Origin of the sequence: Variovorax davisae (assembly GCF_030316845.1) — a bacterium.
In the GTDB taxonomy this organism is placed as follows: Bacteria; Pseudomonadota; Gammaproteobacteria; order Burkholderiales; family Burkholderiaceae_C; genus Variovorax; species Variovorax davisae.
Genome location: NZ_JASZYS010000006.1, coordinates 1 through 26,620, shown reverse-complemented (window position 1 = coordinate 26,620; position 26,620 = coordinate 1). Strand labels below are relative to the sequence as shown.

Annotated in this window: 24 protein-coding genes; 11 read left to right on the top strand and 13 right to left on the bottom strand. The window is 62.2% G+C overall.

Annotated elements, in window-relative coordinates; all coding sequences use genetic code 11:
* Window positions 1-59: 59 nt before the first annotated feature.
* Window positions 60-287, bottom strand: coding sequence for a hypothetical protein (locus QTI33_RS15065; RefSeq protein WP_286506876.1), 228 nt, complete (start codon window positions 285-287; stop codon window positions 60-62).
* Window positions 288-579: 292 nt separating this feature from the next.
* On the opposite strand from QTI33_RS15065, the gene QTI33_RS15060 reads away from it, so the two are divergent.
* Window positions 580-1,233, top strand: coding sequence for an alternative oxidase (locus QTI33_RS15060; protein WP_286506875.1), 654 nt, complete (start codon window positions 580-582; stop codon window positions 1,231-1,233).
* Between the two features lie 32 nt (window positions 1,234-1,265).
* On the top strand, window positions 1,266-1,730 hold the full coding sequence (locus QTI33_RS35160) for a DUF3565 domain-containing protein (RefSeq protein ID WP_353506339.1): 465 nt from the start codon (window positions 1,266-1,268) through the stop codon (window positions 1,728-1,730).
* A gap of 12 nt (window positions 1,731-1,742) precedes the next feature.
* Here the strand turns inward: QTI33_RS35160 and QTI33_RS15045 are convergent, their stop codons facing one another.
* Both QTI33_RS15045 and QTI33_RS15040 read right to left on the bottom strand, forming a co-directional pair.
* Window positions 1,743-2,741 (bottom strand): SDR family NAD(P)-dependent oxidoreductase, encoded by a 999-nt coding sequence (locus QTI33_RS15045; RefSeq protein ID WP_286506874.1) that lies wholly within the window; start codon window positions 2,739-2,741, stop codon window positions 1,743-1,745.
* A gap of 12 nt (window positions 2,742-2,753) precedes the next feature.
* Window positions 2,754-3,785: an alpha/beta fold hydrolase gene (locus tag QTI33_RS15040; protein ID WP_286506873.1), complete on the bottom strand. Its 1,032-nt coding sequence runs from the start codon at window positions 3,783-3,785 to the stop codon at window positions 2,754-2,756.
* Between the two features lie 518 nt (window positions 3,786-4,303).
* On the opposite strand from QTI33_RS15040, the gene QTI33_RS15035 reads away from it, so the two are divergent.
* The 8 genes from QTI33_RS15035 (at window position 4,304) to QTI33_RS15000 (ending at window position 14,618) form a co-directional block, all read left to right on the top strand.
* Window positions 4,304-5,311, top strand: coding sequence for a bestrophin family protein (locus tag QTI33_RS15035; protein WP_286506872.1), 1,008 nt, complete (start codon window positions 4,304-4,306; stop codon window positions 5,309-5,311).
* Window positions 5,312-5,758: 447 nt separating this feature from the next.
* Window positions 5,759-6,103, top strand: a complete 345-nt coding sequence (locus QTI33_RS15030) for a hypothetical protein (protein ID WP_286506871.1) — start codon at window positions 5,759-5,761, stop codon at window positions 6,101-6,103.
* Between the two features lie 870 nt (window positions 6,104-6,973).
* Window positions 6,974-8,083, top strand: a complete 1,110-nt coding sequence (locus QTI33_RS15025) for a GlxA family transcriptional regulator (protein ID WP_286506870.1) — start codon at window positions 6,974-6,976, stop codon at window positions 8,081-8,083.
* A gap of 134 nt (window positions 8,084-8,217) precedes the next feature.
* Window positions 8,218-9,006, top strand: a complete 789-nt coding sequence (locus QTI33_RS15020; protein ID WP_286506869.1) for an alpha/beta fold hydrolase — start codon at window positions 8,218-8,220, stop codon at window positions 9,004-9,006.
* Window positions 9,007-9,025: 19 nt separating this feature from the next.
* The gene (locus QTI33_RS15015; RefSeq protein ID WP_286506868.1) at window positions 9,026-10,018 is read left to right on the top strand and encodes a Bug family tripartite tricarboxylate transporter substrate binding protein; all 993 of its coding nucleotides are present in this window, start codon (window positions 9,026-9,028) and stop codon (window positions 10,016-10,018) included.
* Between the two features lie 650 nt (window positions 10,019-10,668).
* Entirely contained in the window at window positions 10,669-12,591 is a 1,923-nt protein-coding gene (gene acs, locus QTI33_RS15010) for an acetate--CoA ligase (protein WP_286507279.1), read from the top strand.
* Between the two features lie 3 nt (window positions 12,592-12,594).
* Window positions 12,595-12,903, top strand: a complete 309-nt coding sequence (locus tag QTI33_RS15005) for a DUF485 domain-containing protein (protein ID WP_286506867.1) — start codon at window positions 12,595-12,597, stop codon at window positions 12,901-12,903.
* Window positions 12,900-14,618, top strand: coding sequence for a cation acetate symporter (locus tag QTI33_RS15000; RefSeq protein ID WP_444814845.1), 1,719 nt, complete (start codon window positions 12,900-12,902; stop codon window positions 14,616-14,618). The genes QTI33_RS15005 and QTI33_RS15000 overlap by 4 nt, the downstream gene beginning before the upstream one ends.
* Before the next feature lie 38 nt (window positions 14,619-14,656).
* On the opposite strand, the gene QTI33_RS14995 is transcribed toward QTI33_RS15000, so the two are convergent.
* The 4 genes from QTI33_RS14995 to QTI33_RS14980 all read right to left on the bottom strand — a co-directional run bounded on the left by QTI33_RS14995 (window position 14,657) and on the right by QTI33_RS14980 (window position 16,858).
* Window positions 14,657-14,929, bottom strand: coding sequence for a DUF1488 family protein (locus QTI33_RS14995; RefSeq protein ID WP_286506866.1), 273 nt, complete (start codon window positions 14,927-14,929; stop codon window positions 14,657-14,659).
* Window positions 14,904-15,182, bottom strand: coding sequence for a hypothetical protein (locus QTI33_RS14990; protein ID WP_286506865.1), 279 nt, complete (start codon window positions 15,180-15,182; stop codon window positions 14,904-14,906). The genes QTI33_RS14995 and QTI33_RS14990 overlap by 26 nt, the downstream gene beginning before the upstream one ends.
* A 115-nt stretch (window positions 15,183-15,297) precedes the next feature.
* A complete protein-coding gene (locus QTI33_RS14985) occupies window positions 15,298-15,987 on the bottom strand; it encodes a Crp/Fnr family transcriptional regulator (protein WP_286506864.1) in 690 nt (229 codons plus the stop codon).
* A 154-nt stretch (window positions 15,988-16,141) separates the two neighbouring features.
* Complete coding sequence (locus QTI33_RS14980) at window positions 16,142-16,858, bottom strand: Crp/Fnr family transcriptional regulator (RefSeq protein ID WP_286506863.1); 717 nt, start codon at window positions 16,856-16,858, stop codon at window positions 16,142-16,144.
* 819 nt (window positions 16,859-17,677) lie between these two features.
* Between QTI33_RS14980 and QTI33_RS14975 the strand changes: the two genes are divergently transcribed.
* Window positions 17,678-19,873, top strand: a complete 2,196-nt coding sequence (locus tag QTI33_RS14975; protein WP_286506862.1) for a GAF domain-containing hybrid sensor histidine kinase/response regulator — start codon at window positions 17,678-17,680, stop codon at window positions 19,871-19,873.
* A gap of 912 nt (window positions 19,874-20,785) precedes the next feature.
* On the opposite strand, the gene QTI33_RS14970 is transcribed toward QTI33_RS14975, so the two are convergent.
* The 6 genes from QTI33_RS14970 to QTI33_RS14945 all read right to left on the bottom strand — a co-directional run.
* Entirely contained in the window at window positions 20,786-21,928 is a 1,143-nt protein-coding gene (locus QTI33_RS14970; protein WP_286506861.1) for a M24 family metallopeptidase, read from the bottom strand.
* A gap of 36 nt (window positions 21,929-21,964) precedes the next feature.
* A complete protein-coding gene (locus QTI33_RS14965) occupies window positions 21,965-23,047 on the bottom strand; it encodes an NAD/NADP-dependent octopine/nopaline dehydrogenase family protein (RefSeq protein ID WP_286506860.1) in 1,083 nt (360 codons plus the stop codon).
* Between the two features lie 30 nt (window positions 23,048-23,077).
* Window positions 23,078-23,539 carry a RidA family protein gene (locus tag QTI33_RS14960; RefSeq protein WP_286506859.1) on the bottom strand — a complete coding sequence of 154 codons (462 nt, stop codon included), beginning with the start codon at window positions 23,537-23,539 and terminating at the stop codon, window positions 23,078-23,080.
* A 9-nt stretch (window positions 23,540-23,548) separates the two neighbouring features.
* Window positions 23,549-24,709, bottom strand: a complete 1,161-nt coding sequence (locus QTI33_RS14955; protein ID WP_286506858.1) for a mandelate racemase/muconate lactonizing enzyme family protein — start codon at window positions 24,707-24,709, stop codon at window positions 23,549-23,551.
* A 227-nt stretch (window positions 24,710-24,936) separates the two neighbouring features.
* On the bottom strand, window positions 24,937-25,782 hold the full coding sequence (locus QTI33_RS14950) for a GntR family transcriptional regulator (RefSeq protein WP_286506857.1): 846 nt from the start codon (window positions 25,780-25,782) through the stop codon (window positions 24,937-24,939).
* 18 nt (window positions 25,783-25,800) lie between these two features.
* Window positions 25,801-26,620: NAD(P)(+) transhydrogenase (Re/Si-specific) subunit beta (locus QTI33_RS14945; RefSeq protein ID WP_286506856.1), on the bottom strand; the 820-nt coding region annotated here is incomplete at its 5' end.

Genomic DNA, 26,620 nt, shown 5'->3' with positions numbered 1-26,620 from the left:
GTGATGTTCGTCGTCTCCTCGCCTGGCCTTCCGACTGCGAACCCCTGTGAGGTGAGCTACTAGTACGGCTCGTAGGCAGCAGCGCCGACGGTCTCGACAGGAGTGATCGGCGTGTTGTCGAAGGGTTCCTGCGGTGGCGGCATTGAAAGATCGGTCGAGGTGAAGGAACTCAAGGCCAGGCCGATCGATGCCTGAGGCGTCACGGCGGCATCCACCGGTTGAATCGCGTAGACCACCATCGATGCGGCAACGATTGAAATCAGCGCAGTCGCAAGAAGTTTCGTCATGATTGGACCTCACAGTTTGTCGTCTCAGGAAGCGTAGAGAGATCCCGGGCGGGCCGGTAGACAGGGCGAAGGCATTGCAGTGTTGAGGAGCAGACACCAAATCCTCGAAGTCGCGTCGCGTTGGGTGCTTTCAGAGAAACGCTGAGGTGAGAAAGAGGGACCTTCCGAGATAGATCACGTCCCCCTAGCATTCCTCTTGCGCACCCGCTTCCATCCCACAGGCTCGAGACCCATCCGTCCAAGAGACGTCCGAAGCGGACAGGCTCCTGCTTCAACTCCCAGAAGACCGTCCATGAACACCCAGCAAGACACGCCATCCAGCCACTGCCGGCATCACGATCCTCATGGCATATCGGATCGTCTGGCGCTGGGAATCACGCGGTCGCTTCGGTTCTTGGCCGACACCTTTTTTGCGAAGCGCTACGGGAACCGAGCGATCGTGCTGGAGACGGTCGCGGCCGTGCCCGGTATGGTGGGCGGCATGCTGATCCACCTGCGATGCCTGCGCTGGATGATCGACGATGACGGCTGGATTCAGAAGCTACTGGCGGAAGCCGAGAACGAGCGCATGCATTTGATGACATTTTTGGAGATCGCGAAGCCAAGTTGGTTTGAACGCGTCGTTGTCCTGCTGACTCAGGCGGTGTTCTTTGTGTTCTTCCTGGCGCTGTACGCATGTTCGGCTCGCACCGCACACCGGTTGGTGGGCTACTTTGAGGAAGAGGCCGTCGTCAGCTACACACGCTATCTGGAGGAGATCGACGAAGGCAGGGTCGTGAATTTTCCCGCCCCTGGACTGGCGATTGCGTACTGGGGCCTGGGCCAGGACGCCCGATTGCGCGAAGTGGTGCTGGCCGTGCGAGATGACGAGGCTGGGCATCGTGACGTCAACCACGCGATGGCGAACGCACTCGAGAATCCGCGTGGGGCACGCGTAGACTTCTAAGCGACTGCGTCGCAATGCAACAGGAGATTGAGATGCAACGTTCGATCGTTGGCTTCGCGCAAGACGAGGTGTCGGACTGGGTGGCCATTCTGGAATGTGGGCATCGCCAGCATGTCCGGCACAATCCGCCGCTCGTGTCTCGCCCCTGGGTGTTGAGCAGGGAAGGCAGAGCGAGCCAGATGGGTGCGTTCCTGCAGTGCGTGCGCTGCGAAAGGTTCGAGTTGCCCGAGCACTACAAGCCTTACAGATCCAGTCCTGTTTTTACCGAGACCACTGCCCCTGCCTCGTTGCGCAAGGATCATTCAACCCGGGGTGGTGTGTGGGCACGGATCCATGTCCTGGAAGGGCAACTGCGCTACGTTGTCGATCGATGGGGCACGGACGTCACGCTGACGCCGCAGACGCCGGGCATCGTGGTTCCGGATGTGCTGCACCACATCGAGCCGCTGGGACCGGTGCGCTTTTTCGTTGAGTTCTACGCATCACCTGATGCATGACCGGCGCAGTCATCAAAAGTGCTCACCCACCAGTTCCTCGCTTGCAATCCATAGCAGCCTGGCCATCTCCGGATCGAGCGCGAAGGAACGAACGCCTTCAGCAAAGGGACTTGTCGGCGCATCGATCACTTCAGACACGTGGCAATTCTCGCAGTACCGTCCGCCGACCTCGGCCGACCCTGCGACGACACCGGCCCACACCGTGGTCGCGGCGCCCTGGGCTACGCTCTTCCATTCGAGAGGCGGCAGCCCTTGCGCTTCAGACTGGGCGTTGATCCGCTGGATGGCCAGTTCCATTTTCTCGAACCCGATGTGCCGACCGAGACCGGTCCTGATGGTCCCAGGATGCACGGCGGCGGCACGCACACCGCGTACCTTGTGGCGTCGATCGAACTCGACGGCGAACAGGATGTTTGCAGTCTTGGAGCGCGCGTAGGCAGTTTGAGGCTCATACGCTGTGCGCTCGAAGTTCAGATCGTCCAGCGAAAATTCCGCCGAGCGATGCGAGGCAGAGGCCAAGACCACGACGCGGCCGCCATTGACGATCAGCGGCGCAGTGCGATTGACGAAAAGGAAGTGGCCCAGGTGGTTTGTACCCAACTGCGTTTCGAAGCCTTCGGGTGTGCGGCCCAGGGGCGTCGCCATGACGCCTGCGTTGGCAATCACGACATCGAACCGGCGTCCGTCTTTGACCAGGGCATCTGCGCAATTGCGAACGCTTGCGAGCGACGCCAGGTCGAGCGCGACGAGCTCCAGGCCTCCGCCCTCGGCGGCATCTGCAAGCACTGCTGCAGTGGCAGCCGCTGCGCCGTCAATGTCCCTTGCCGTGCCGACGACCTGCGCGCCATGGGCGGCCAACGACCGAGCTGCTTCCATCCCGATGCCGGACGATACGCCGGTCACAAGGATTCGCATCCCTCGGAGGTCGACGCCGGAAAGCGCATCGTCTGCGGTCGACGTCGCGCCAAGTTCCGTCCGGGCAAGATCGGAGCTGCCGAACGAATGGGTCACGACTCTCTCCTTTCATTCATGAGCTGCCTGTGAGAGCTCCCAGGCAGCATCGGCAAACGCGTCGGGCGCCTCCTCGGGCAGGTTGTGTCCCGCGCCTTCGATGATGCGGTGCATGCGTGGCCCGCTGAACTTTGCAGCAGAAGCTTGGCCATCATTGGCCGGAACGACACCATCGGCGCTGCCATCCAGCGTGATCGTCGGAACCTGGATTGCGGGCAGCGCTGAGAGTCGGCCTTCTACTTCCCGGTAGGCAGGATGTCCATCGGCTGCGCCCAGGCGATGTCTGTAGGAATGAATGACCACTTCTACATAGTCTGGATTGTCAAAAGCGGCTACGTGGCGATCCAGTGTTGCATCATCGAAGGACCAGTGCGGGGAGTTCCGAGTCCAGATCGTTCTGGCAATCTCGCGCCTGTTGGATTCGAGTCCCAGCCTCCCTCGTTCGGTCAAGAAATAGTGCTGATACCAGATTCCAGCTTCGACGGAGGGTGCAACGGGTCGTCCGGCACTCGCGATATCCTGGATGAGATAGCTGTTCACCGAGACCAGGCCCTCACATCGTTCAGGCCAGAGCGCAGCGGCGACGCAGGCTGCGCGCCCGCCCCAGTCGTACCCAGCCCACACTGCCCGACGAAGGTTCAACGAATCCATGAGGGCCAGCAGGTCCGTCCCGATTGCGCCTTGCTGACCCGAGCGTGGGGTGTTGCTGGCTAGAAAACGAGTCGATCCATGGCCGCGCAGGTAGGGAACGATGACCCTGCACCCGCGCCGAGCGAGGTCTGGAGCTACCTTGGCGTAGCTGTCAACGGCGTATGGAAATCCGTGGAGCAAGATCACCGCGGGATCGTTCTCACGGCCCAGGTCGAAATACCCGACGTCGAGAACTCCGGCCTGAACCTGCCTCAGGTTGCGTCTGTGCAACCATGCACCGTGATTCGCCAACTCAGCCGCGAAGCCAGTGCGCATCGTCGGTCCGTTGGCCACCAGAATGCCTGTGGCAGTGGTTCTGATAAAGCGCCGTCGCGTCGTTTTCATAGTGTTCATGAATGACTTCTCGATGATTCGATGCTAGCCATCGGCGCCTGGGCTTGGTAGCTCGCCATTGATCAACGCGCCGTTGCCTGGAATGCACGAGTCCGTGAATCGCCCCGTCGTTCGTCGAGACCGTTTCGTCGCCGGCTCGATACGGGCGGTCAGCGCGGCAACAGGGCAGCTCGAGCCATGGCCCCGCGAGTGCATTGGTGAGCGCCAGGCAACACCGCGGTGCCTTCGGGCCCCCTACCGTCGTGGCAGGTCGAGCGCTACGCTCTTGGAGCCACGATCCTGGCGACCCGTGCCGTCCGTCCAGAGATGGTGGGCACTGACATCCCCGTGTTGAGCGGGAGCGCGTCGTGGATGTGTGGATGCCGCTCCGTGCCAGCGACCCATATCGTTGATTGCATTGACAGCATCTCCAGTTGAATGAATGAGGAAGACATCGACCGGCAGGCAGACCCGGCAGATGCCATAGCGACCGGCGACAGAACTGGCGCTGAGCGCCTAGGACCTATTGGGAGATCACCATGCATCTGGGAAAGACCTATAAAGTTTCCGAATTCATCGCATGGACTCGGCGTCAGATCTATTTGCTCCTGGGAGTAGGGGCGATCCCCGTGGTCCTCTACCAAGTCATCGGTCTTCGGTGGCTCACCATCCCTCTCACCGTCGTCGGACTCCTTGGAACGGCGACATCATTCATCGTGGGCTTCAAGAATGTCCAGACCTACAACCGCACTGCCGATGCTCAGCAGATCTGGACGTCAATCCTCAACAGCAGCAGGTTCTGGGGCATTTGCATCCAAGGGTTCGTGCTGCGACCTGACGATGCCCGCGACCTGATGGAACGCCACATCGCCTGGCTGACTTGCCTGCGCTACGAGCTCCGGAAGCCAATGCCGTGGGAGTCGATGGAGAAGGCATCAAACGCGGAATACACCCGCTCCTACAGAATTCCGGAGCGGGAAACATCCGTTGACGAAGAGTTGTGCAAATACCTCAGTGAAGCAGAGCTGCGTCAAATTCTGAAGGTCGGCAACCAGGCTACGCAGGTTTTGTGGTTGCAGAGCCGTGGCCTGAAGCGGATGCTGGACAACGATGGCATTTCTCTGACATCTTATATCGAGTTGAACAAAATTCTGAAGGACCTGATTGAGCAGCAAGGTAGAGCTGAGAGAATAAAGAATTTTCCCTACCCTCGACAGTACGCAATTATCAACACCATCTTCGTATGGGCATTCTGCGCGCTTTTGCCTTTCGGACTCCTCAAGGAGTTCGACTTGCTCAATCAAGGGATCACTGGCTTCATGCAGGGGAGCATGGTGTGGCTCGTCATCCCATTCAGCGCCACGATTTCATGGATGTACACCTCGCTGGAGCAGGTTGGCGAGAGCACCGAAAACCCGTTCGAGGGCGGCGCCAACGACGTCCCTATCACGCAGATTTCAAGAACGATCGAGCGTGAGCTGAGAGAGGTAATTGGCGAGACCAATCTGCCTGCGTTGAAGCAGCCCGTCAACCACATCATTCTCTGATAGTGCCCGCGTGCGGGCCGATCGCATTGGTGTGCCAGGTCGACAAGCTGCGGATTCGTGCGGGAACTCCGAAGAGGGACTCGAAAATCCTGGCTGATCTCGAACTTGGCTGCCGACCAGAGGCGAAGAGGCGGTACATAACCAGGATCGAGGGGGCGGAACGCAGTCCTGCATGGGCCAGCCACTCGCAAATACATCAAGGATGAATATTCATACGGGTGAGGCGCTCGGTATTTCAAGATGGCTGAAGGTTCGCGAGCGAGATGTTGCTGCGCCAATCGCCACTAAACTCAGAGTGCTGTTGCCAGCTCGGAAACACAGCCGTGCCCGTGAAGTGACTTCCGCGAACAGGGCGAGACAAGTACCATCTGCCTCAACGTGTCGATTGCTGGAGACGATCCAGCTCGAGATGCAAAGCCGGTTTCCAATTGACTGAGGGGTGACCAAATGAATGAACTGATCCTCGAGCAAGAGACCGTTGATTTTCGTGGCAGTGGCGGTGTCAGCGCCGACAACAGATCCGTCGGGTTTCGGCCGGCGTTCCGGAATATGGAGACAGGCAGCGTGTATCCTTCGTGCTTCGCCGATGGCCGGCCGGCTCCGATTCACATGGTTGACGGTCTGCCAGATGAACTCGTCGTTGCCAGATCGGCCGCCGGAAAGGTAGTTTCGGTGAAGGATTCAGTCCAATCCGGATTCGTCTTCAATGGCAGATTTTATGACCGTGGTGAAGCTGCTAAGTACTTGCGCACCAACCCGCGACCTGCCGCCGCGCTGACAGTTGCCATCTGAACCTGAGATAGCGCGATCGTCGGGGGCAGGGAATCCGGCCGTCCTCACAACCCTGATCGGGCGTCGACAGAGTAGGCCCTTGGTGGCCCATGCTGGCGCTCATGCGATTGACCGGGTAGCAACAGAGTTCTCTCGCTACTTCTACGCCGTCCTTGGTGATCCATTCGATCCTGAGACAGTAGGTTTTGTCGTACAGGGTCCTTCGCCCGTGTCCAAGTGCGCCAGTCTTGGGGGCGGCCATATCCCATCGTCATCGTGGTTTGAGCCACGAAGCTGAGTGCGCGCTGCAAGATCGCGAGAACACATGGCGGCAGGGGCGCGAGAGCTTTCGCACGAACGGCGCTTCCTGGCAGAGGTTTATCAGGCTCGACAAGGAGCCCCATTGGGTGGCGCTCGAGGAGGCGAAGCAACTCGAGCAAAAGCTCCGCGGGGAGTTGCAGTCGCAAGCCGTCGCGCTGGCGCAGACGCAGGCACAGGGGGGCTGGGCGCGTAACTTGCGGAGGTACGGGGGCAACTCTCCAAGGAAGCAGCAACGCACGCCGAGTCGCGTGCCTCCCTCGCGCAAGCCATAGCCGCGGCGGCTCAGCGTTCGCCAAGGAAGCGTGGGCAGGGCAGTGCCGAAGGCCTGATGCCCTCGTCATGAGAGCACCAACCGATCGCCACTAGCTGAACCGAGCGACGGGACGAAGTGAGGAACTTGACCTCGCAGTCAGCATGCTCGCGGTGGCATGTCCCTGAAGATCAAGCTGTCTGGACAGACGATTGAACTGGAGTGCTTGCGCAGGGTCTCGCCCCCGGGACTCACGGACCTGCTGCGCGCCGCGTCACTGGCGCGGACGCTTCAACGCTTGGCCGCCACCGGCACATCCGGTGGCGGCGGCGCTGCGGCGCTTTGCGGTACGCTTGCGCCGCATGGATAAACATCCTGTTGACCCGCCAGTATGTTTGGATCTGCTGCTGCCGGCGGACGCTCTCCATGGCGCGGTCTACTGCGCCATCGACACGTGCCGCGCCATCAATTCCATCGCCAGGAGCCGCAGCGGTCGCTTGTTTGACGGCGCCGTGGCGTGGCGCCTGTTCGGCGAGCATCTCCAGCCGCACTCCGGACAAGACGGGGTGCATCGCTCTGCAGATGAACTGCGTTGGTCCATCGCCGAGCCGCTCAGTCGCGCCACCTTCGTTCCGCCCCTGGAGATGGTCACCCTGCCGCAACTCGCGGCCAGCGTCCAAGCCAACGCGCGGACGGTTGCGCACCTGCGCGACGCGGCGGCGCAGGGGCATTTCATCTGTGCCGTCGGCACTGGCGTCTGGCTGGTGGCAGCCGCGGGACTGCTTGAGGGACGGCGTGCGCCAGTGCAATGGAGCTACCAATCAGGGTTTGCGCGTAGCTACCCGCAGGTCGCGATTGCCAACGAGGAATTCGTGCGCGCAGCCGACCGCATTCTGTTGGCCGCCACGCCCTCATCGGTGCATGAATGCGTGATTGAACTCACCGCCATCATGGGGCTGGGCGATGTGGCGCATGCCGCACGAGAAAAGCTGCTGTTCGATCCGGCCAGGCAGTTCGCCGCCTCGATGATGCCGCTGGAAAAAGTGAGTGGCATCACGCGTGACAGCCCCTTGTTTCGAGCGGTGCAGTGGATCGCGGCACATGCCGAGTTGCCCGTCAGCATCAAGGACGCGGCAGCACATGCCGCGGTCAGCGAGCGCACGCTGGCGCGCCTCTTCCAACAGCACCTGGGCGTGTCGCCACACGACTTCCTCACGGACATCCGCATGAAGCGGGCCCAAATGTGGCTCGAAGTGACGCTCCGCTCTGTGGAAGAGATTGCGCACGACTGCGGCTATGCCGACGTCTCGGCCTTTCGCCGCGTGTTCAAGGGCAAGTTCGGCCTCACCCCCATCGAGCATCGCACCCGCTATACGACGCGCGCACCGCGCGCGCGCTGGAAGCTGGAGCGCTTCGGCGACGACGCGTAGCGGCTTAGCCCGCTTGGCCGCTTGGCCGCTGCGCATTGTCTGAATCTGCACCCACGTTGACCGTTTATCGCCCCCATCGCCCGGGGTGCGCTCCCTAAAGTCAAGGCACTGACAGCCACCATGAAAGCCATGACATGTCTTATGCAGATTCCAAGGGCGTGAAGCTCTACTACGAGGTCCACGGCGAGGGCCGCCCCATCGTTTTCGTGCACGGAGGCGGAGGCAACACCCTCTCGTGGTTCCAGCAGGTTCCGCACTTCGCGAAGCAGTACCGCGTGATCACCGTCGACCTTCGCGGCTTCAAGAACTCGAAGTGCCCTGTCGAAGACGTGCACCCGAGGTACTTTCCCGACGACATGCGCGCCGTCCTCGATGCCGAGGGCATCGACAAGGCCGCCTTCGTCTGCCAGTCGCTGGGCGCGTGGGCGGGCCTGCCGCTGGCGGCGCGCCACCCCGATCGCGTGGCGAGCTTGGTGCTTACTGGCACGCCGACGCCCGCCTACTCGGAACAGAACTGGAAGGTGCTCCGGGAGTCCGGCGAGCGCTTCATGAACCGCACGGGCCGCGGCGTTGCCACCGGCTTCCTCGCGCCGCACTTCATCGAACAGAACCCCAGCATGAAATTCCTCTACGACCAGATCCGCCTGCTGAACCAGCCATTCAACGCACGGCGCATGCAGGACGACGACGTCAAGCTGCACCCGCAAGACTTCGAAGGCTACCGCGTGCCGACGCTGATGATGGGCGGCGCCCTGGACGTTTTCCTCACGCCCGACAGCCACCGCCATGTGGCGACGCTGATTCCCGGCGCAGAGCTTTACGAGTTCCTGCAGTCCGCACATTCGGCGTATTTCGAAGAGCCCGAGCACTTCAACCGCGTGGTCGGCGAGTTCCTCGCGCGCTGCTACCGGCCCTTCGCCTGACGTCCACATGGAGTTGCACATGTTGAATCGTCGTCGTTTCGTCATGGGTGGCAGCGCACTTCCGCTGTCACTCGCGCTGGGCCTGCCTCCCTCGTTCGCGCAGACCCCGTACCCCGCCAAGCCGATGCGGTGGTTGGTCCCGTCGCCGGCGGGTTCACCCATCGACGCCATCGCACGCAAGCTGGCTGAGATCCTGGTGCCGCGCCTGGGGCAACCCATCGTGATTGACAACAAGCCGGGCGCTGTCGGCTCCATCGCTGCCGCGGAAGTCGCGCGCGCCAGTGCCGACGGCTACACCTTGCTGTTCACCACTGCAGATGCGCTGATCGGCGCGCTGGCGGTGCTGAAGTCCCTGCCCTACGATCCGCGCAAGGACTTCGCCTTCATCAGCAAGGTAGCCTCCAACGGCCCGGTGCTCGTGGCGCACCCGAGCGTGAAGGCCAGCAACCTGCCTGAACTCATTGCCGGCATCAAGGGCGGGACCGTGCCGGACGCCTATGGTTCGTGGGGACCGGGGACGCTGCCGGCCCAGGTCATGGAATCCATGGCACGCCAAGCCAAGGTGAAACTCACCGAGGTGCCTTATCGCGGCTCGCCGCCGGCGCTTCAGGATCTGCTGGGAAACCAGATCGGCTTGACCTTCACCGGACCGAACGTCGCCGCGCCATTGATCGCCGACGGCAAGATCAAGGCGCTGGCAGTGGTGGGGCCCAAGCGCTCGCCACTGCTTCCCGACGTGCAGACGTTCAGTGAGGCGGGCTTCAAAGGGTTCGTGTTCACCAACGAGATCTGGGCCGGGTTGCTGGCGCCGGCCATGGTCCCTTCTGCGGTTCGCGACCAACTCGCGCAGGCGGTGCAGGCGGCGGTGCGCGAACCCGCGTTGCAAAAGTACCTCGCGGAGGCGGGCTTTGCGGCGCTCGGCAATACACCCGCAGAGTTCGCGCAGCAGTACGCGGCCGAAGTGGCCGTAGTGCCACCGCTGATCCGCGAAATGGGCGTGGCGCCGCAGTAGCCCACAGCGCCGGGACACGCCTGCTGACGCGACCCGTTCTGTCGGACCTGCGCACCAGCAACGCACCCAGCAGTTCGGACATCTGGGTGTCCGTATAGTAGGTCCGCGTTCGATACTTCATCTGCAACACTCCTTCTGCATACGCAGTTTCTAGTGTGTTGCATCGACCGGTTGAATCCGCACACTGGAACCGGCCGTTGATTCTGGTATCTACGCCGAAGGTGTATGGCTGCACTCGGCATGACAGCGCGAGTTGGCCGAGCGCCATCGAAAGGCAGCATCCGCTGCAACTCAGACACTGGTGAGTGTCACTTGCCTTGCGCAACCGCGGCGCCAACAGATCTGGGCACTCTGCGCGTTCATTTGCGGGAGAGGGATGCGTCGCCGTGGCGGCCCCGGTCCGTGCGTCACCTTGCATTGGGACGAGCGGCCCTCCCCAGGGAGGTGTCGAAGAGTCGTTCGAGGGCACTGCGGCGCCGAGGAAGCCGCTCCCGTTGGTGTGCTAGCGCACAGACCCAAGCGCCGCGTGAGCGCAGGGTAGGGCTGTTGGCGTGCGGACCTTCAGCGTTTGGCTGATTGAAGCAAGCCTTGCCAGGCAAGGAGACGCAGTGAGCGAAGAAGCGACCAGATACCCGGTACCAGCGGCTGCCATGAAGGGCGCGCACGTATGCGGGATGCCGGCCTATCGGAAGCTGGTGGGCGAGGCCGAGGCCGACCACAGCGCCTACTGGGCACGTCTGGCCCGCGAGTTCGTGAGCTGGAAGACGCCCTTCACGAAATCGCTCGATGAAACCGACGCGCCGTTCTTCAAGTGGTTCGAGGACGGCACGCTCAATGCCTCCTACAACTGCCTGGATCGCCATGTCGAGCGCGGCCTGGGTGACAAGGTGGCCATTCTCTTTGAGGCCGACGATGGCCGCATCAACAGCGTCACCTACAGCGACCTCCTGGCGCGCACTTGCCGCCTGGCCAATGCGCTGAAGGCACGCGGCGTGAAGAAGGGCGATCGCGTCGTCATCTACATGTCGATGAGCGTCGAAGGGGTCGTGGCAATGCAGGCCTGTGCGCGCATCGGCGCGACGCATTCGGTGGTGTTCGGAGGCTTCTCGGCGCAAAGCCTGCGCGATCGCATCGCGGGGGCGAGCGCAGTGATGGTGATCACGGCCGATGAGCAACTGCGCGGCGGCAAGCAACTGCCGCTCAAGGCCATCGTCGACGAAGCGATGGCGCTCGGCGGCTGCGAGTCGGTCAAGGACGTCATCGTGTACCGGCGCACGGCCGGCCAGGTCGCCTGGGACGCTTCGCGCGACCGCTGGATGCACGAGGAAATGCAGGCGCAGGGCGAGACCTGCGATCCCGAATGGGTCGGCGCGGAGCATCCGCTGTTCATCCTCTACACGTCGGGATCGACCGGCAAGCCCAAGGGCGTGCAGCACTCGACCGGCGGCTATCTGGTGCATGCGGCGGTGAGCACGACCTGGACCTTCGACATGAAGGCCGAGGACGTGTTCTGGTGCACCGCCGACATCGGCTGGGTCACCGGTCACACCTATATCACGTACGGCCCGCTCGCGATCGGCGCGACGCAGGTCGTGTTCGAAGGCGTGCCCACTTACCCGGATGCGGGTCGCTTCTGGAAGATGATCCAGGATCACAAGGTCAGCGTGTTCTACACGGCGCCCACTGCCATCCGCTCGCTGATCAAGGCCGCGGAGGCCAACGAGGCCGTGCATCCCGGCAGCTATGACCTGGGCAGCCTGCGAATCTTGGGCTCGGTGGGCGAGCCGATCAACCCGGCAGCATGGCAGTGGTACCACCAGCACGTCGGTGGCGGTCGTTGCCCGATCGTCGACACCTTCTGGCAGACCGAGACCGGTGGCCACATGATCACGCCCCTGCCCGGGGCGACGCCGCTGGTGCCGGGCTCCTGCACGCTGCCTTTCCCTGGAATAGCGGCCGCGGTCGTCGACGAGACGGGCAACGACGTGCCCAACGGCCAAGGCGGGCTCCTCGTGGTAAAGAAACCCTGGCCCGGCATGATCCGCAACATCTGGGGCGATCCCGAGCGCTTCAAGCTCAGCTACTTCCCACCGGAACTCCAAGGCTATTACCTGGCCGGTGACGGTGCCATCCGCGACGCAGAGACCGGCTATTTCACCATCACCGGGCGCATCGACGACGTGCTCAACGTGTCGGGCCACCGCATGGGAACGATGGAAATCGAATCGGCCCTGGTGTCGTGCACGGCCCTGGTGGCCGAGGCCGCGGTGGTCGGGCGCCCCGACGAGACCACGGGCGAGACGATCTGCGCTTTCGTCGTCCTCAAAGGCCCGCGTCCCACCGGTGACGACGCCAGGAAGATCGCGACCGAGTTGCGCAACTGGGTGGCGAAGGAGATCGGACCCATCGCCAAGCCGAAGGACATCCGCTTCGGTGACAACCTGCCCAAGACGCGCAGCGGAAAGATCATGCGCCGCTTGCTGCGCTCGATCGCCAAGGACGAGGCGATCACGCAGGACATCTCGACGCTGGAGAACCCGGCCGTCCTCGATCAGCTCATGGAAAGGAACTGACCCGTGGAAAACGATCTGACGTCGAGGATCCTGCGCGACCCGAACTACCAGGCGCTGAAGTCCAGACGCTCGCGCTTCGGCTGGTGGCTGACCGCGGCGATGATGGTCGTGTACTACGGCTTCATCCTGCTGGTGGCTTTCGACAAGCCCTTCCTCGCAACACGGTTGGGCAGCGGCGTCACGACGATCGGCATGCCGCTCGGGCTGGCCGTCATCGTCTTCACCGTCGTCATCACTGGCATCTACGTCCATCGCGCCAACGGTGAATACGACCGGCTGACCGACGAGATCGCCAAGGCGGCCCTGAAATGAGCCACCCCCTCGTTGCGAAGGCGCTGGGCCTGATGCTCCTGCTGGCGGCCGGTACTGCGCAGGCCGCCGGCGCCGATCTCGGCCAACTGGACAAGCAGCCCACCAACTGGACGGCGATCGGAATGTTTGCCGCCTTTGTCGTCGGCACGCTCTTCATCACCAAGTGGGCCGCGGCCAAGACCAAGAGCGCGGCCGACTTCTACACCGCCGGCGGTGGCATCACCGGCTTCCAGAACGGCATGGCGATCGCAGGCGACTACATGTCGGCCGCCTCCTTCCTGGGCATTTCCGCGGCGGTGATGGTCGGCGGCTTCGACGGCCTGATCTACTCGATCGGCTTCCTGGTCGGCTGGCCGGTGGTGACCTTCCTGCTGGCTGAACGGCTGCGCAACCTCGGCAAGTTCACATTTGCCGACGTCGCGGCCTTCCGCTTCGAGCAGACGCCGGTGCGTGTCTTCGCTGCGTCTGGCACGCTGGTGGTCGTCGCCTTCTACCTGATCGCACAGATGGTGGGCGCCGGGCAACTCATCAAACTGCTCTTCGGCCTGGAGTACTGGATCGCCGTGGTCATCGTCGGCGCACTCATGATGGTGTACGTGCTCTTCGGCGGCATGACAGCGACCACGTGGGTGCAGATCATCAAGGCCTGCCTGCTGCTCGCGGGGGCGTCCTTCATGGCCTTCATGGTGCTGTGGAACTTCGGCTTCAGCCCCGAGGCGATGTTCGCGAAGGCAGTCGAGGTGAAGACCGCCATCGCGACCGCCGCGGGCAAGCCGCCCGAGGCCGCTGCCGCCGAGGGCTTCTCGATCATGGGGCCGGGAGGCTTCATCAAGGACCCGATCTCTGCGATCAGCTTCGGCATGGCGCTGATGTTCGGCACTGCCGGCTTGCCGCACATCCTGATGCGATTCTTCACGGTGCCCAATGCCAAGGAGGCTCGCAAGTCCGTCCTGTGGGCCACCACCTGGATCGGCTACTTCTACGTGCTGACTTTCATCATCGGCTTCGGCGCCATCACCTTCGTGCTGACCGACCCGCAGTTCCTCGACGCCAAGGGGGGACTGCTCGGCGGCGGCAACATGGCCGCGGTCCACCTGGCGAAAGCGGTGGGGGGCAACGTGTTCCTCGGCTTCATCTCGGCGGTGGCCTTCGCGACGATCCTGGCCGTGGTGGCGGGGCTGACTTTGTCCGGCGCATCCGCGGTGTCGCACGACCTGTACGCCACCGTGTTCAAGAAGGGCAAGGCCGACAGCGTGGCCGAGCTGAAGGTGTCGCGCATCACCACCGTGGCGCTTGGCATCGTCGCGGTCGTGCTGGGGATCGTGTTCGAGAAGCAGAACATCGCGTTCATGGTGAGCCTGGCCTTCGCCATTGCCGCCTCTGCCAACTTCCCTGTGCTGCTGATGTCGGTATTGTGGAAGGACTGCACCACCCGCGGCGCCGTCATCGGCGGATTTCTCGGCCTGGTCTCGTCGGTGGTGCTGACCGTCGTGTCGCCGGCCGTGTGGGAAGCGACACTGGGCAATGCCAAGGGTTCCGCGCTGTTCCCCTACCAGTCGCCCGCGCTGTTTTCCATGACCATCGGCTTCGTCGGGATCTGGCTGTTCTCCGTTCTGGACAAGAGCTCGCGCGCGGCCAAGGACCGGGCGGGGTTCCTGGCGCAGCAGGTGCGCTCGGAGACAGGCATAGGTGCCGAGGGCGCGTCCGGTCACTGAAGGGTCGATTCGGACCTGTGGCCGTGCGCCCCGGGGGACTATTCGATCCCCTTGCCCACTGCCTCGTGGAGGTCGTAGTCACGCACCATCACGGGTTCGACAGACCCACCCGAGACTCGCCGGCGCACGGCCGCATCGATCTCCTGCGCGTGGCGCTGGTAGGTCTCCAGCGGCTGGTCGTCGACGGCGGTCGACCGATAGCAGTAGTGCAATGTTTCCTTGCGGATGCTCGCGCCGACGAGCGCGCCATCGATCGGCACCCAGAAATGAACGGCACCCGAGGCGTCATGAAAGAAGGGAGGGTTCGACATGGGAGATCCTGGTGGAGGTTCTGGGATGGTTTTCGCGCTCGTCGATCCAGAGCGAGGCCTTGATTTCGATCGCATGGATCGCATCGCCTCCGGTGGAGAACTGCCTGCACGAGATGATGTGGCACTGGCATGCGTCCTCGAAGTACACCATCGCGCCGGCCGCCACGGTGCCGACGAAGGAAGCGCTTGTGAGGTGGCTGCGAATCTCCCACCCGTGGTAGAAGAGGCGCTTTGAGTCGCGGTCGTATTCCATGGCACCTTGCTGTGACAGGGCCTGAGCCCGATGCTCGTTTCTACGCCCCAGCACCGCCCATGTCGGTTCGATAGCGCACAGACACGAGCATCGACCACCGGATGTCCGCATCGGGTCAAAGCAGTGTCGCGTAGCTCTTCTTGTCCGCGGCGTAGCAGGCGCAGGCCGTGGCTTCGAGTCCCGGGCGATCGAGAACGTTGAGGGTGCCGCGGTTGTATTCGATCAGCCCGCCGCGCTGGAGTGAACCGGCCGCCTCGGTGATTCCGACCCGGCGTACGCCCAGCATGTAGGCGAGAAACTCATGCGTGACGTGGAAGCTGTCGGCGTGGGCGCGGTCATGGCTCATGAGAAGCCAACGCGCCAGGCGCGGGCCGATCTGGTGAAAACGCAGGCAGGCAGCGGATGTGGCCAGCTGCGACATCGAGACCTGAATGTAGCGAGCCAAGACCCTCTGCAGTGGCTGGTTGCGCGCCAGTTCACGCTGGAAGTCCAATGCGGCGATACGCCAGGCAGCGCCAGCGCCTTGCACCACCGCGCGCAAGGGCGCGATCGCGACGCCCAGGGCTAGGTTCGAGCCCAACATCCCTTCGCGACCCACCATGCCGACTTCAAGGCCGGGATGCTCGTCGATCCGTGCAACCAACGAGATGAAGCCGTCGACCGGAAAGTAGACGTGTCGGGTCTCCGCCCCCGGCTCGTGAATCCGGTCGCCCAGGACCAGTTGGATCGGCTCGCAGACGTCCAGCAGACGCCGTCGGTCGATGCGCGGGAGCAGTTCGATGAGGTGGTTCTCGATCGTGGCCAAGGAACTCTCCGTGATGGGGACGAACCACTCTGCGCGCAAATGTCCGGTGCGACTGTCTGCCAGCGCACAGACCAACTGGCGACGGCGTCCTAAGAATGATGCTCGTTCACGCTGAGGCTTGTCGCTGATGCGCGACCCCTCCCGTTCTGCCCGTCTAGATGGCGATCTTGTCCGGAAGGAGTCTGTCGTATTCCTTCTTGACCACCGCATAGCACTCGCAGGAGCGTCCCTCCAGCCCTTGCCGGTCCAACACCGAAATGCGGCCCCGCGAATAGCTGATCAGCCCGGCCCTCTGCAGCTTGAGTGCGCCTTCGGTAACGCCTTCGCGGCGTACGCCGAGCATGTTGGCGATCAGTTCCTGTGTCATCACGAGTTCATTGCCCTGCAGCCTATCCAGGCTCAGCAGCAGCCAGCGACACAGTTGCTGGTCCAGCGAGTGGTGCCGGTTGCATACCGCCGTTTGCGCCATCTGCGTGATCAGCGCCTGGGTGTAGCGCAGCAGGAGGTGAAGGACAGGGGCCCGGTTGAACTCCTCCTTGATCACCTGTGCCTTGAGCCTGAAACCATGGCCTGCGCTTTGCACCACGGCACGACTGGGAGTGGACTCACCCCCCATGAACAGCGAGATGCCTACGACACCCTCGTTGCCGACCACGGCGATCTCCGCCGAGGCGCCGTTTTCCATGACGTACAACAACGAGACGATGGCAGTGGTCGGAAAGTAGACGTGGCTCAGCGTGGTGCCCGACTCATAGAGCACCTGGCCCAACGGCATCTCGACCGCTTCGAGCTGAGGTAGCCAGCGCTGCCATTCGGTATCGGGCAGTGCGCCGAGCAGGCGGTTCTTTCTAGGTTCGGGGTGAAGGGCCATCGTTTCCTCCGGATGCTGGTTTCGAGAGATGACCGGGGCGTGCTCGTGCGCGCACAGCCCATGACCCAGTATAGGCACCTGACTCGCCAACGTGGTGCGCTACCGCACAAACAGGTCTGCGCGTGGACCATGGTCGTGACTCGATCTAGAACCGTGTGCTGGCGCACAGACGCGGCCCATCGATCGCCCCGATGCTGCGGAGTGACAGTCATCCGGCGCTGGTAGAGGTTGCCTCGGCGCCCTCCCGTCAAGGGAGGTTCCTCGATGCCGGTGACTGTCGCGAATCCTGTCGGGCTCTCGTGGCATACCTCTTTCCCATGCCCCCGCTCCATCCTGCGACCTTCTGCGCGCTCCAACGTCGGCCCCGTGTCAAGTTGCGCACGAGAATGGGACCGACCACCCAGAATCGACAAAGGCGACCGCATCGGGTTCAACCCGCGATATGGCGCAGAAATTCCCGCTCAACAATGACCAGTGGAGCAGGCTGCAGAGGCTGGCAAACGAGCCCGACAGGAGCCCTCGGAATCAACCGCCTGTCGGATCGCATCGACTGAGGTCTAGCGGCTTGGTGGCATCTGATCGGCAAGGCTGCGAACACCTGCCGGAACAGGGGGCGCGTCGGTTGAGTCAGGGCCCCTAGAGACGGGCATGCACAACGCAAGCGCTCGCAGTCATAGGCAAGTCCAGCCCGCCACCAATCTTGCCGATCGGTGCAAAATGGGATGGCTGAGGAGGATCCGCCCGGATCCGCCTACCTGTGCTGGCCGCCCGTGCTGGCAAATCGCTCGATAAGAGCGCATCTGACCAGGATCACTTTGGATGTCAGAACCGAAATCAGGCGTCGGTGGTTTCCCGGATCGAGCCGCCCCGCAAAGGGCGGCGCGCGCAGAGCGACTGGGAATGCTCTTCGAACAGTCGCCCAGTTTCATGGCCTTGCTGGAAGGGCCAACTCACGTGATCGTGCAGGCGAATCCCAACTACCTGCGCCTGGTCGGCGATCGGCTGGTCCTGGGCAAGACAGTTGCCGAAGCATTGCCTGACGCGCAAGCGCAGGGCTATGGCGCCTTGCTTGACGAGGTCTACGTTTCAGGTCGACCGTACTCGGCCTTTGGCGCCAAGTATGCCGTTCAAGCCGTCCAAGGCGGCCCCATCGTCGATCGTTTCGTGGACTTTGTGTATCAACCGCTGAGGCAAGCGGACGGCACCATCACTGGGATCTTTGTCGAGGGCTACGACGTCACTGAACGCAAGGATGCCGATTCTCTTCGCCTGGGCTTGGCCCGATTGACCGACGAATTTCAAGAGCTCGACAAGGCTGAAGATTTCAGCTTTGCAGCCTGTCGCGTCCTCGGCGAGACCCTCGGCGTAAGTCGGGTAGGCTACGGAACGATCGACCCGGCGACCGAGACATTGCACGTGGATCGCGACTGGACGTCCGAAGGCGTCGATACGCTTGCGGGCGTGACGCCGCTGCGTGAGTACGGCTCGTTCATCGACAGCCTCAAGAAGAACGAATTCATCAACATCGGGGATGTCCGCGAAGATCCACGAACGGCGCCGGCCGCGGCGGCGCTGGAGAGTCGAAGCGCGCGTTCCTTCATGAACGTCCCGGTGGTCGAGCAAGGGCGTCTTGTCGCCGTTCTGTTCGTCAACCATGCCGAGCGCAGGGAGTGGACGGCGGCCGAGACGTCCTTCATGCGGGAGATCGCCCTGCGTACGAGGCTTGCAGTGGAGCGAGCCCGCGGCATCCTCGAGCTTCAGGCCAGCGAGCTGCGCCTGCGCGCCGCCAACGAGACGCTCGAGCAAAAGGTGAAGGAGCGCACCGATGCGTTGATGGAGGTCGAAGAGCGCTATCGTCAGAGCCAGAAGATGGAGGCCATTGGTCAACTGACGGGCGGAATCGCCCACGACTTCAACAATCTTTTGGCCGCCATGAGCACGAGCTTGCAGGTGCTGGAGAAGCGCCTATCGCAGGCGCGCTTCGACAACGTGCTGCGCTATGTCGGAATGACCCAAGACGCAGTCAGGCGCGCGGCGTCCCTGACGCAGCGTTTGCTGGCCTTTTCGCGTCGTCAGACACTTGATCCCAAGCCGACGGATGTCAATCGTCTTGTGAACAACCTCGAAGACCTGATCCGCAGGACCGTGGGGCCGTCCGTGAGTGTCGAGGTCGTCGGCGCCGGCGGCCTCTGGCTGACCAGGATCGATGCGTCTCAGTTGGAAAACGCGTTGCTCAATCTGTGTATCAACGCCCGCGATGCGATGGCGCCTGACGGCGGACGAATCATGATCGAGACGGCGAACAAGTGGTTGGATGATGCAGCGGCCGCGGAGAGGGACTTGCCGCCCGGACAGTATGTATCCGTCTGCGTTTCGGACACCGGTTGCGGCATGACGCCGGAGACGATTGCCCGGGTGTTTGATCCGTTTTTCACTACGAAGCCGATGGGGCAAGGCACCGGCTTGGGGCTATCCATGGTCTACGGATTCGTTCGCCAGTCGGGGGGGCAGGTTCGAGTCTACTCGGAGGTCGGTCGCGGGACGACGATGTGCCTGTATGTCCCAGGGCTGGTCGGCGCGGCTGGTGCAGATCCGGCGCGCGTGCCCATCGACTCCAACGCGCCGCATTCCGACGGTGAGTGTGTGCTGGTCGTCGAAGACGAGGACATCATCCGTGATCTCGTCGTAGAAGTCTTGAAGAGCCAAGGTTACGCTGTCTTGCATGCCTCGAACGCCGAAGACGCCCACCGCATCCTGGATTCGGAACGCAAGGTCAAACTGCTTCTGACCGATGTTGGTCTTCCTGGTGGGATCAACGGTCGCCAGTTGGCAGACCGAGCCCGGCAGCTTAGACCTGATCTGCAAGTGCTCTTCGTTACCGGCTACGCGGAAAACGCCATTGTGGGCAATGGAAACTTGGAACACGGAATGTCCGTCATCACGAAACCGTTTGACGTCGATGCGTTGTCCAGAAAGGTCAGAGCGATGATCGACGACGGGGGCCGGGAAGCCTGACATCCACTCGTATGTCCCAACGGCTTGTTTCGAGTGACACGCGCGTCGAACGGCAGACTCCTTATCAAAGCCAACGTCCCGCGCTTGGCGCGCCCAACGACATCCATAGGGCTCGGAACGCCGCTCCGACACCCATGGAACCGGACCTTCGAAAGAGCACGCGATGGGCGCCGGCGCTTGCCTAGCCGTTTCAGGGCCACCTGACACGGCTATGTCTGCACTGCCTTGCAACCGGTCATCGATGCCGAATTCTCCCGGATGGGCTAAAGGAGTGACCGGAGTCGGCCTCACAGCGTGAGTTCATCAAGCGCAGAGGAGGACGACAACCGCTGCTCAGCCGTATTCATCAGTTCATTCGTTGGACTCAGTGGGAGCGAGCTGCCTCGACTTGCTTCGCCAATCCCGCACCTGCGGCGCTATGCCTCGGTGTGCACCGGCACTTTCGTGCTCGGAGCCACTGGTTTCCTCGAGGGCAAGCGGATGGCCACCCATTGGAATTCCGCTGCCCGCCTCGCAGTGTCCTACCCGGGCGCCCGCGTGGAAGCGCTCGCCAACCACGTGAAGGCTCGTTTCCGCGGGGTTACCGTGGGCATGGACCTCGCCATTGCGATGGTGGAAGAGGATCATGGGTGCGAACTCGCGCTGCGCGTGGCCCGCCAGCTCGCGATGCGCCAAGCGCCCGGCCGGGCGGCCAGCATCAATTCATCTCGCACTGGCCGCGCAGACGTTCAAACGTTCAGGCGTGCGCGTGATGCAGGATCATGCCCTCGCGAACATGGCGGGCAAATATGTCGATACCCGCCCTGGCTCTGCGAGCGGGCATGAGCGACCGGAGCTTCGCGCGGATCGACGCTCCCCACCGCCTCTCGCTACTCACCTCGCGGTGACTGCCTTCGAACGCCAGGTCTGATCCTAGTCGACCGCCTTGATGACGAACAGCCGATCGGTGTCGGTGACATCCGACAGCAGCTCGCAACCGTCGGCGGTGATCAGGATGGCGTCCTTGTTCTGCATGCCGAACCCATAGCCGGTGCGGTACGACAGTGGCTCGATGCCCAAGACCATGTTCTCGTGCAGGATCACATCGTTTTGCTTGCCGATCACAGCAGTGCGGCCCATGTAAGGTTCTTCATGAAGGCTCAGGCCGGCACCGTGCCCGACGAACGAGATCGGCGGGAGGTCCAACTCTGCGAGCTTCGCTGCGAAGCGCTGATAGATCTCGATGCAGCTTGCGCCTGGCTTGACCAGGTCCATGACCATGTATTTGCAGTCGATCAAGTGAGCCCAGATTCGCTCGGCATGTGGCGGTGGCGTGCCGACGACGGCGGTTCGGCAGACCCCTACCTGATAGCCCGAGATCAAGGAGAAGATCTCGAATCGACAAACATCTTGCGCTTGGAGTCGCCGGCCCGTGGGCCCCACGTTCGGAAGCTGACTTCTCTCGCCGGTCGCGACGATCATGAGCCGGAACTGTTCGGCGCCCTGCGAGAACACATTCGTGGTGAGTGCTGACGCGAAGTCGAACTCTGACGATCCTTCCCGGACAGATTCCATGGCCCTGAGAATGGCCGTGTCCGAGATGCGCGCCAGACGTCGCATGAGATCAATCTCCCCAGTGGTCTTGATCTGCCGAGCATCGCGAAGCAACTCGTCGCAAGTTTCGAAGGTGGCAGACGGACAGAGCTTCGATAGTTCCAGGTGGTCGCCAGCCGATAGATACTTGAACTCCAAGCCCAGTCGTGCCTTGGAAAGCCCTCGAGTGCGGAGTTCATCGGTGAGGCGCTTCATCGCCGACTCGGAGAATTCCTTCCACACAGCAACCTGGGTGTTCGGCGCCAAGCCTCGGACCGTTGCCTCCTCCATGTCGACGACGAGCAGGGAAAACGCTCCGTCGGCGGACAGGATGGCGATCGCGTGCCTGTGTCGCAGGAGCGACTGCGAAGGAACGGTGAAGCCGTTCAAGTACGCGAAGTTCTCGGGTGATGTGGTGACGATCGCATCAAGCCCTCGGCGCTTGATCTCGGCGGCCACCTTCGTACGGATTTCTTCTCTCATGGGGTATGGTTCCATTGACAAAAAAAGGTTGCTCTGTCATCCACGCACGATGCGACTCAGGCTATCAAAGCTGTTGACATCGAAGCCCATGCGCGCGGCGGTTCGTCCTGTGGCAGCGAAATCGGTGCCCGTCGCGGCTGTAGCAAGCTCATAGAGCGACTGCGCCACCGGTGTCTTCACGTCGGCGACTTGTGCGAACTGCAGAAAAGGCAGAAGGCCATGTCCAAAGTCCTCCAAGTAGTAGCGATGCTCGAAGGAATCGGGCGCTTTGATTCTCCTGTTGGCTTCTCCAGAAGAGACAGCGCCTGCAATGTCGTGAGGATCGCTCCACGATTTGGGAATGGTCCCGATCGCTTGCATCTCTTCGACGAGACTGGGAAGGTCGTGACCGAAAGCGGCTGCGACCGACCTTCTTTCTGCATCCAGTTGCGACATGACCCGCGCGACACCGCTCGTCATGCCCTGCACGTAGAACGTGAAGTCCCCGCTGGTTGCTTCGACCCAGGCAGCACCAAGCACAGCGCCAGGGCAGTGCAGGACCATGTTCACGTTGGCCAGATCGCTGGCCAAGACGTCGGACACGACGGAGGCCCCAGGGTAGAGTTGCCTTGCGTATTCCAGGGCTGCTTGTCCGTTTGGAAGCGATGCGACGCGTACGCTGTTTGCCTTCCCTGTCACTGATGTCTTGTCCGCTTCGTACTTCCTCGCGACGTAGGTGAGGGTCGAGAATTCCGCAATCGGAGGAGGTTGGGCGTGGATGGCTGCGTAGGCCTGCCGGAATTCCAGAGCCCCACCCGTGTGCCCGGGATTCAGAACGACGGGGAGGGTGCATCTGATGCGTGCCAGTTCGCGCGCGATGGGTGCATGCGAAAAGGTTGGCAGACAGATAAGAATCACATCGGCGCCATCTACGACTTCCGCTAGGTCCGCGCTGATCAGCTTCGGAATGGCAATGCCCGTACCAAGCACCCCGTCATAGCGAACGCCACCAATGCTTCTGTACGGCCTCAAGGTTTCGGATGAGCGGTTCCAAAGTCTTACGCTATGCCCGCGCTGTGAAAGTTCGGCAACTGCCGCGGCGCCACCGGCGCCAGCGCCAAGTACGGCTACTGTTGACATACAAGTCCTTGTCAGGTTTTGAGCGACGCGTCAGCGCACCCGGAAGATTGCGTCGACCTCGACCCCCACGCCTCGCGGAAGCGAGGCGACCCCGACGGCCGCACGTGCGTGCTTTCCGACCGGGCCAAACACCTCCAGCATCAAGTCGGAGGCGCCGTTGATGACCTTGGGGTGCTCTGTGAAGGCGGGTGTTGCATTCACGAAGCCGCCAAGGCGAATACAGGAGACAACACGATCGAGATCGCCACCGAGTGCAGCACTCACCTGCGAAAGGATGTTGATGCCGCAAAGTCGAGCTGCGGCGACGCCTTCCTCAAGGCTGAGGGATTCACCCAGGCGGCCGATGTACTTCACCTCGCCACCGGTGATCGGTACCTGGCCAGCGATGAAGAGGTAGTCGTCGGAGCGGAGGTATGCCACATAACTGGCGGCGGGCGCGACAGGCGTGGGCAGGGTAATGCCGAGTTCGGCGAGGCGTGAATTCGCGGACATGCGTACTCCTTAGTTGCTGATGCGGTACTTGTCTACCTTGGCTTCGTCGACGTCGATGCCAAACCCGGGGCCATCGGGGACCTCGATCGCGCCGTCCTTGAAGGTCATGGACTGCTTGAGAAGGTCGTCTGTGTAGTAGATTCCTCCCGAACGCCCATCAAGATCAACTGCGTTGGTTGACACAGGAACCACGCACGAGAGCGTGACTGCAGGAGCAGCGGCGGCCAGATGGACATTCGCGCGGTTGCCCACACCGGTTTCGACAGAGCCATTGACGTTGCAGATGAGGCCGGCTGCGCGCGCCACAGCTGCAACCTCCATCGCACGATAGAGGCCACCGGGCTTGGTCGTGTAGATGGAAACGATCTGCGCAGCTTTTCGCTCGACGATCTGAATGACATCGTGTGCGTTCCAGGCGCTTTCGTCGGCCATCACTGGTACATCGACCGCCGCCGCGACCTGCGCGAGCTTCTCGATACCCATGACCAACTGCTCCGCATACTTCAGCTCATACTGCTCCATCTTTCGTAGCGTTTGAATGGCAAGGCCTGCGGTCTCGTACCCTTCATTCGCGTCAACACAGATCTCGGCTTTCGAACCGACAGCAGACCGCACAGCGCGGACAACCTCTACGTCGCGCTTTGGATCCACGCCGATCTTGATCTTGATCGTCTTGATGCCTTCTGACACGACTTTCGCTGCTTCGGCTTCAGCATCTGCCACACTGATGAGGCCCAGCGAGTGCGTGACTGGAATGCGTTTGCGTACGCTGCCGCCCAAAAGGGTGTAGACGGGTACGTTGAGGCTCCGTGCGGCGGCGTCGTAGACCGCGAACTCGACAGCTGCCTTGGCGTAGGGATAGCCCTTGAGCACGCTATCCATTCGGGCATGGACTTCCACTATGTTGCGTACGTCGACGCCGATGATGGCCTTCGAGAGATAGCGGCTCACAACGAGCTCCGTAGTTGCCGTGGATTCACCGAAGTAGCGCTGATACTCGCCTCCCCAATCCTTGAGCGCCGGGGCCTCTCCCCATCCCACATTGCCTGCGTCGTCAGTGAGCTTGACGAGAAGGTAGCGTCCGATAGGCTCGTTCAGGCCCGTCCATCTGTGCTCTCGGCGAGTAGGTAGTTGCACGACGAGTGTTTCAACTGACTGGATAGCTGGCATCAAGATCATCCTATGTTGTGATCACACAGTGTGATCTACGAGATGCCTGATGTCAAGAGTATGGATGCCTTTGGGCGCATCGAGAGGGCGTCCAGGAGCTCTCAGTTGCCCGGAATGAGGTGTGAGCTTTCGCACGACTGCGTTGCATATCGGCGCGGCCCTACGACTGCTCGGCAAACAAAAAAGCCGCCCCGAGGGGCGGCTTGGTTCTCGCGGAGGCGACGGGCCTAGACGGTAGATCGCTTGTCGCGTTGAACCTGCGGCAGCTTCGCGACAGAGGCGAGTCCAGTGTTGAATATCGCGGACTTCGTGATCAGCAACTTCGACGTTCGATGAATGTCTCGCTCAATTGCTCGACGCGTGCCGGTGGCGTCGCCTGCATGCATGCAATCAAGAATGTCTTGATGGGTGCCGGCATCCCAGATATGGGCCTGCTCACTGAGCGAAAAGTACATGACTGGCCCTGCGCGCAGCCACAAGGCTTCGATCAGCGGAAGAAGGATCTCCGACTGCGATGCAGCGTAGATACCAAAATGAAACGCCTGATTGGTCGTCAGGATGCCGAGAACGTTGCGTTCCTTGCTGAACTTCGTCAGGTCCGCATCGATCTTCTGAAGGCTCTTGATCAAGGCAGGGGTGCAGTTCACGCATGCCAGCTCGGCAGCATATCCCTCGAGCAGGGCCCTCACCTGTGTCAGTTCCTTGAACTTCGGTTCCGTCATCCTCGGAACCTGCACTGTCCTGTTGGGAAGGGCTTCCAGTACGCCTGCGGCGGTAAGCTGACTGAGCACCTCGCGAACTGGCATCGCACTGGTACCGAGCTGTTCAGCAAGGCCGCGAAGCGAGAGTTTCTGCCCGGGAAAAAACTGCCCGCGCATCAATGCTCGGCGTAGTTCTTCGGCGATGCGATCTTGAAGTTCGCCGCGGCGGGGCGTGTCGGCAGCTTCTTCGTTACTCGCTCCCCTGGACTTTGCCGAGCCTGCGATCCCGGCGAAGGAGTCAGGACTCTTTCGCTCGTTCTTGGCGCGCACATTCATGGGAAGCTCCGAGATTTCAAAGTTACGATTGGTCATCATACTCCGAGATCACATTCAATCGATTGCCTTGGCCATGTCCTCGACCGCCTTCTTGGCGTCGCCGAAGACCATCATGGTCTTGTCCATGTAGAACAGCTCGTTGTCCAGGCCGGCGTAGCCCGCGGCCATCGAGCGCTTGTTGACGATCACGGTCTTGGCCTTGTAGGCCTCCAGGATCGGCATGCCGTAGATCGGCGTGCCCTTCTGCAGCGCGGCCGGGTTCACCACGTCGTTGGCGCCCAGGATGATCGCCACGTCGGCCTGGCCGAACTCGCCGTTGATGTCCTCCATCTCGAACACCTGGTCGTAGGGCACCTCGGCCTCGGCCAAGAGCACGTTCATGTGGCCCGGCATGCGCCCGGCCACCGGGTGGATCGCGTACTTGACCGTCACGCCGTGCTCGGTGAGCTTGGCCGCCAGTTCCTTCACCGCGTGCTGGGCCCGCGCCACCGCCAGGCCGTAGCCCGGCACGATGATCACGGTCTCGGCGTTGGAGAGCACGAAGGCCGCGTCGTCGGCGCTGCCGCTCTTGACCGGGCGCTGCTCCTTGGCCGCGCCGCCGGCCGTGGCCGCCTCGCCGCCGAAGCCGCCCAGGATCACGTTGAAGAACGAGCGGTTCATCGCCTTGCACATGATGTAGCTCAGGATCGCACCCGAGGAGCCCACCAGGCTGCCCGCCACGATCAGCATCGCGTTGTTCAGGCTGAAGCCGATGCCCGCGGCGGCCCAGCCCGAGTAGCTGTTGAGCATCGACACCACCACCGGCATGTCGGCGCCGCCGATCGGGATGATGATCAAGACGCCCATCACGAAGGCCAGCAGCAGCATCGCGAGG

What these genes read in the sequence shown, in the direction of transcription:
- QTI33_RS15015 (WP_286506868.1), top strand. Translation starts at nt 9,026, where the DNA reads ATGTTGAATCGTCGTCGTTTCGTCATGGGTGGCAGCGCACTTCCGCTG.
- QTI33_RS15065 (WP_286506876.1), bottom strand. Translation starts at nt 287, where the DNA reads ATGACGAAACTTCTTGCGACTGCGCTGATTTCAATCGTTGCCGCATCG.
- QTI33_RS15000 (WP_444814845.1), top strand. Translation starts at nt 12,900, where the DNA reads ATGAGCCACCCCCTCGTTGCGAAGGCGCTGGGCCTGATGCTCCTGCTG.
- QTI33_RS14990 (WP_286506865.1), bottom strand. Translation starts at nt 15,182, where the DNA reads ATGGAATACGACCGCGACTCAAAGCGCCTCTTCTACCACGGGTGGGAG.
- acs (WP_286507279.1), top strand. Translation starts at nt 10,669, where the DNA reads ATGAAGGGCGCGCACGTATGCGGGATGCCGGCCTATCGGAAGCTGGTG.
- QTI33_RS15030 (WP_286506871.1), top strand. Translation starts at nt 5,759, where the DNA reads ATGAATGAACTGATCCTCGAGCAAGAGACCGTTGATTTTCGTGGCAGT.
- QTI33_RS14960 (WP_286506859.1), bottom strand. Translation starts at nt 23,539, where the DNA reads ATGTCCGCGAATTCACGCCTCGCCGAACTCGGCATTACCCTGCCCACG.
- QTI33_RS15035 (WP_286506872.1), top strand. Translation starts at nt 4,304, where the DNA reads ATGCATCTGGGAAAGACCTATAAAGTTTCCGAATTCATCGCATGGACT.
- QTI33_RS15040 (WP_286506873.1), bottom strand. Translation starts at nt 3,785, where the DNA reads ATGAACACTATGAAAACGACGCGACGGCGCTTTATCAGAACCACTGCC.
- QTI33_RS14950 (WP_286506857.1), bottom strand. Translation starts at nt 25,782, where the DNA reads ATGACCAATCGTAACTTTGAAATCTCGGAGCTTCCCATGAATGTGCGC.
- QTI33_RS15060 (WP_286506875.1), top strand. Translation starts at nt 580, where the DNA reads ATGAACACCCAGCAAGACACGCCATCCAGCCACTGCCGGCATCACGAT.
- QTI33_RS14980 (WP_286506863.1), bottom strand. Translation starts at nt 16,858, where the DNA reads ATGGCCCTTCACCCCGAACCTAGAAAGAACCGCCTGCTCGGCGCACTG.
- QTI33_RS14965 (WP_286506860.1), bottom strand. Translation starts at nt 23,047, where the DNA reads ATGTCAACAGTAGCCGTACTTGGCGCTGGCGCCGGTGGCGCCGCGGCA.
- QTI33_RS14970 (WP_286506861.1), bottom strand. Translation starts at nt 21,928, where the DNA reads ATGAGAGAAGAAATCCGTACGAAGGTGGCCGCCGAGATCAAGCGCCGA.
- QTI33_RS14975 (WP_286506862.1), top strand. Translation starts at nt 17,678, where the DNA reads ATGTCAGAACCGAAATCAGGCGTCGGTGGTTTCCCGGATCGAGCCGCC.
- QTI33_RS35160 (WP_353506339.1), top strand. Translation starts at nt 1,266, where the DNA reads ATGCAACGTTCGATCGTTGGCTTCGCGCAAGACGAGGTGTCGGACTGG.
- QTI33_RS14955 (WP_286506858.1), bottom strand. Translation starts at nt 24,709, where the DNA reads ATGCCAGCTATCCAGTCAGTTGAAACACTCGTCGTGCAACTACCTACT.
- QTI33_RS15020 (WP_286506869.1), top strand. Translation starts at nt 8,218, where the DNA reads ATGTCTTATGCAGATTCCAAGGGCGTGAAGCTCTACTACGAGGTCCAC.
- QTI33_RS14995 (WP_286506866.1), bottom strand. Translation starts at nt 14,929, where the DNA reads ATGTCGAACCCTCCCTTCTTTCATGACGCCTCGGGTGCCGTTCATTTC.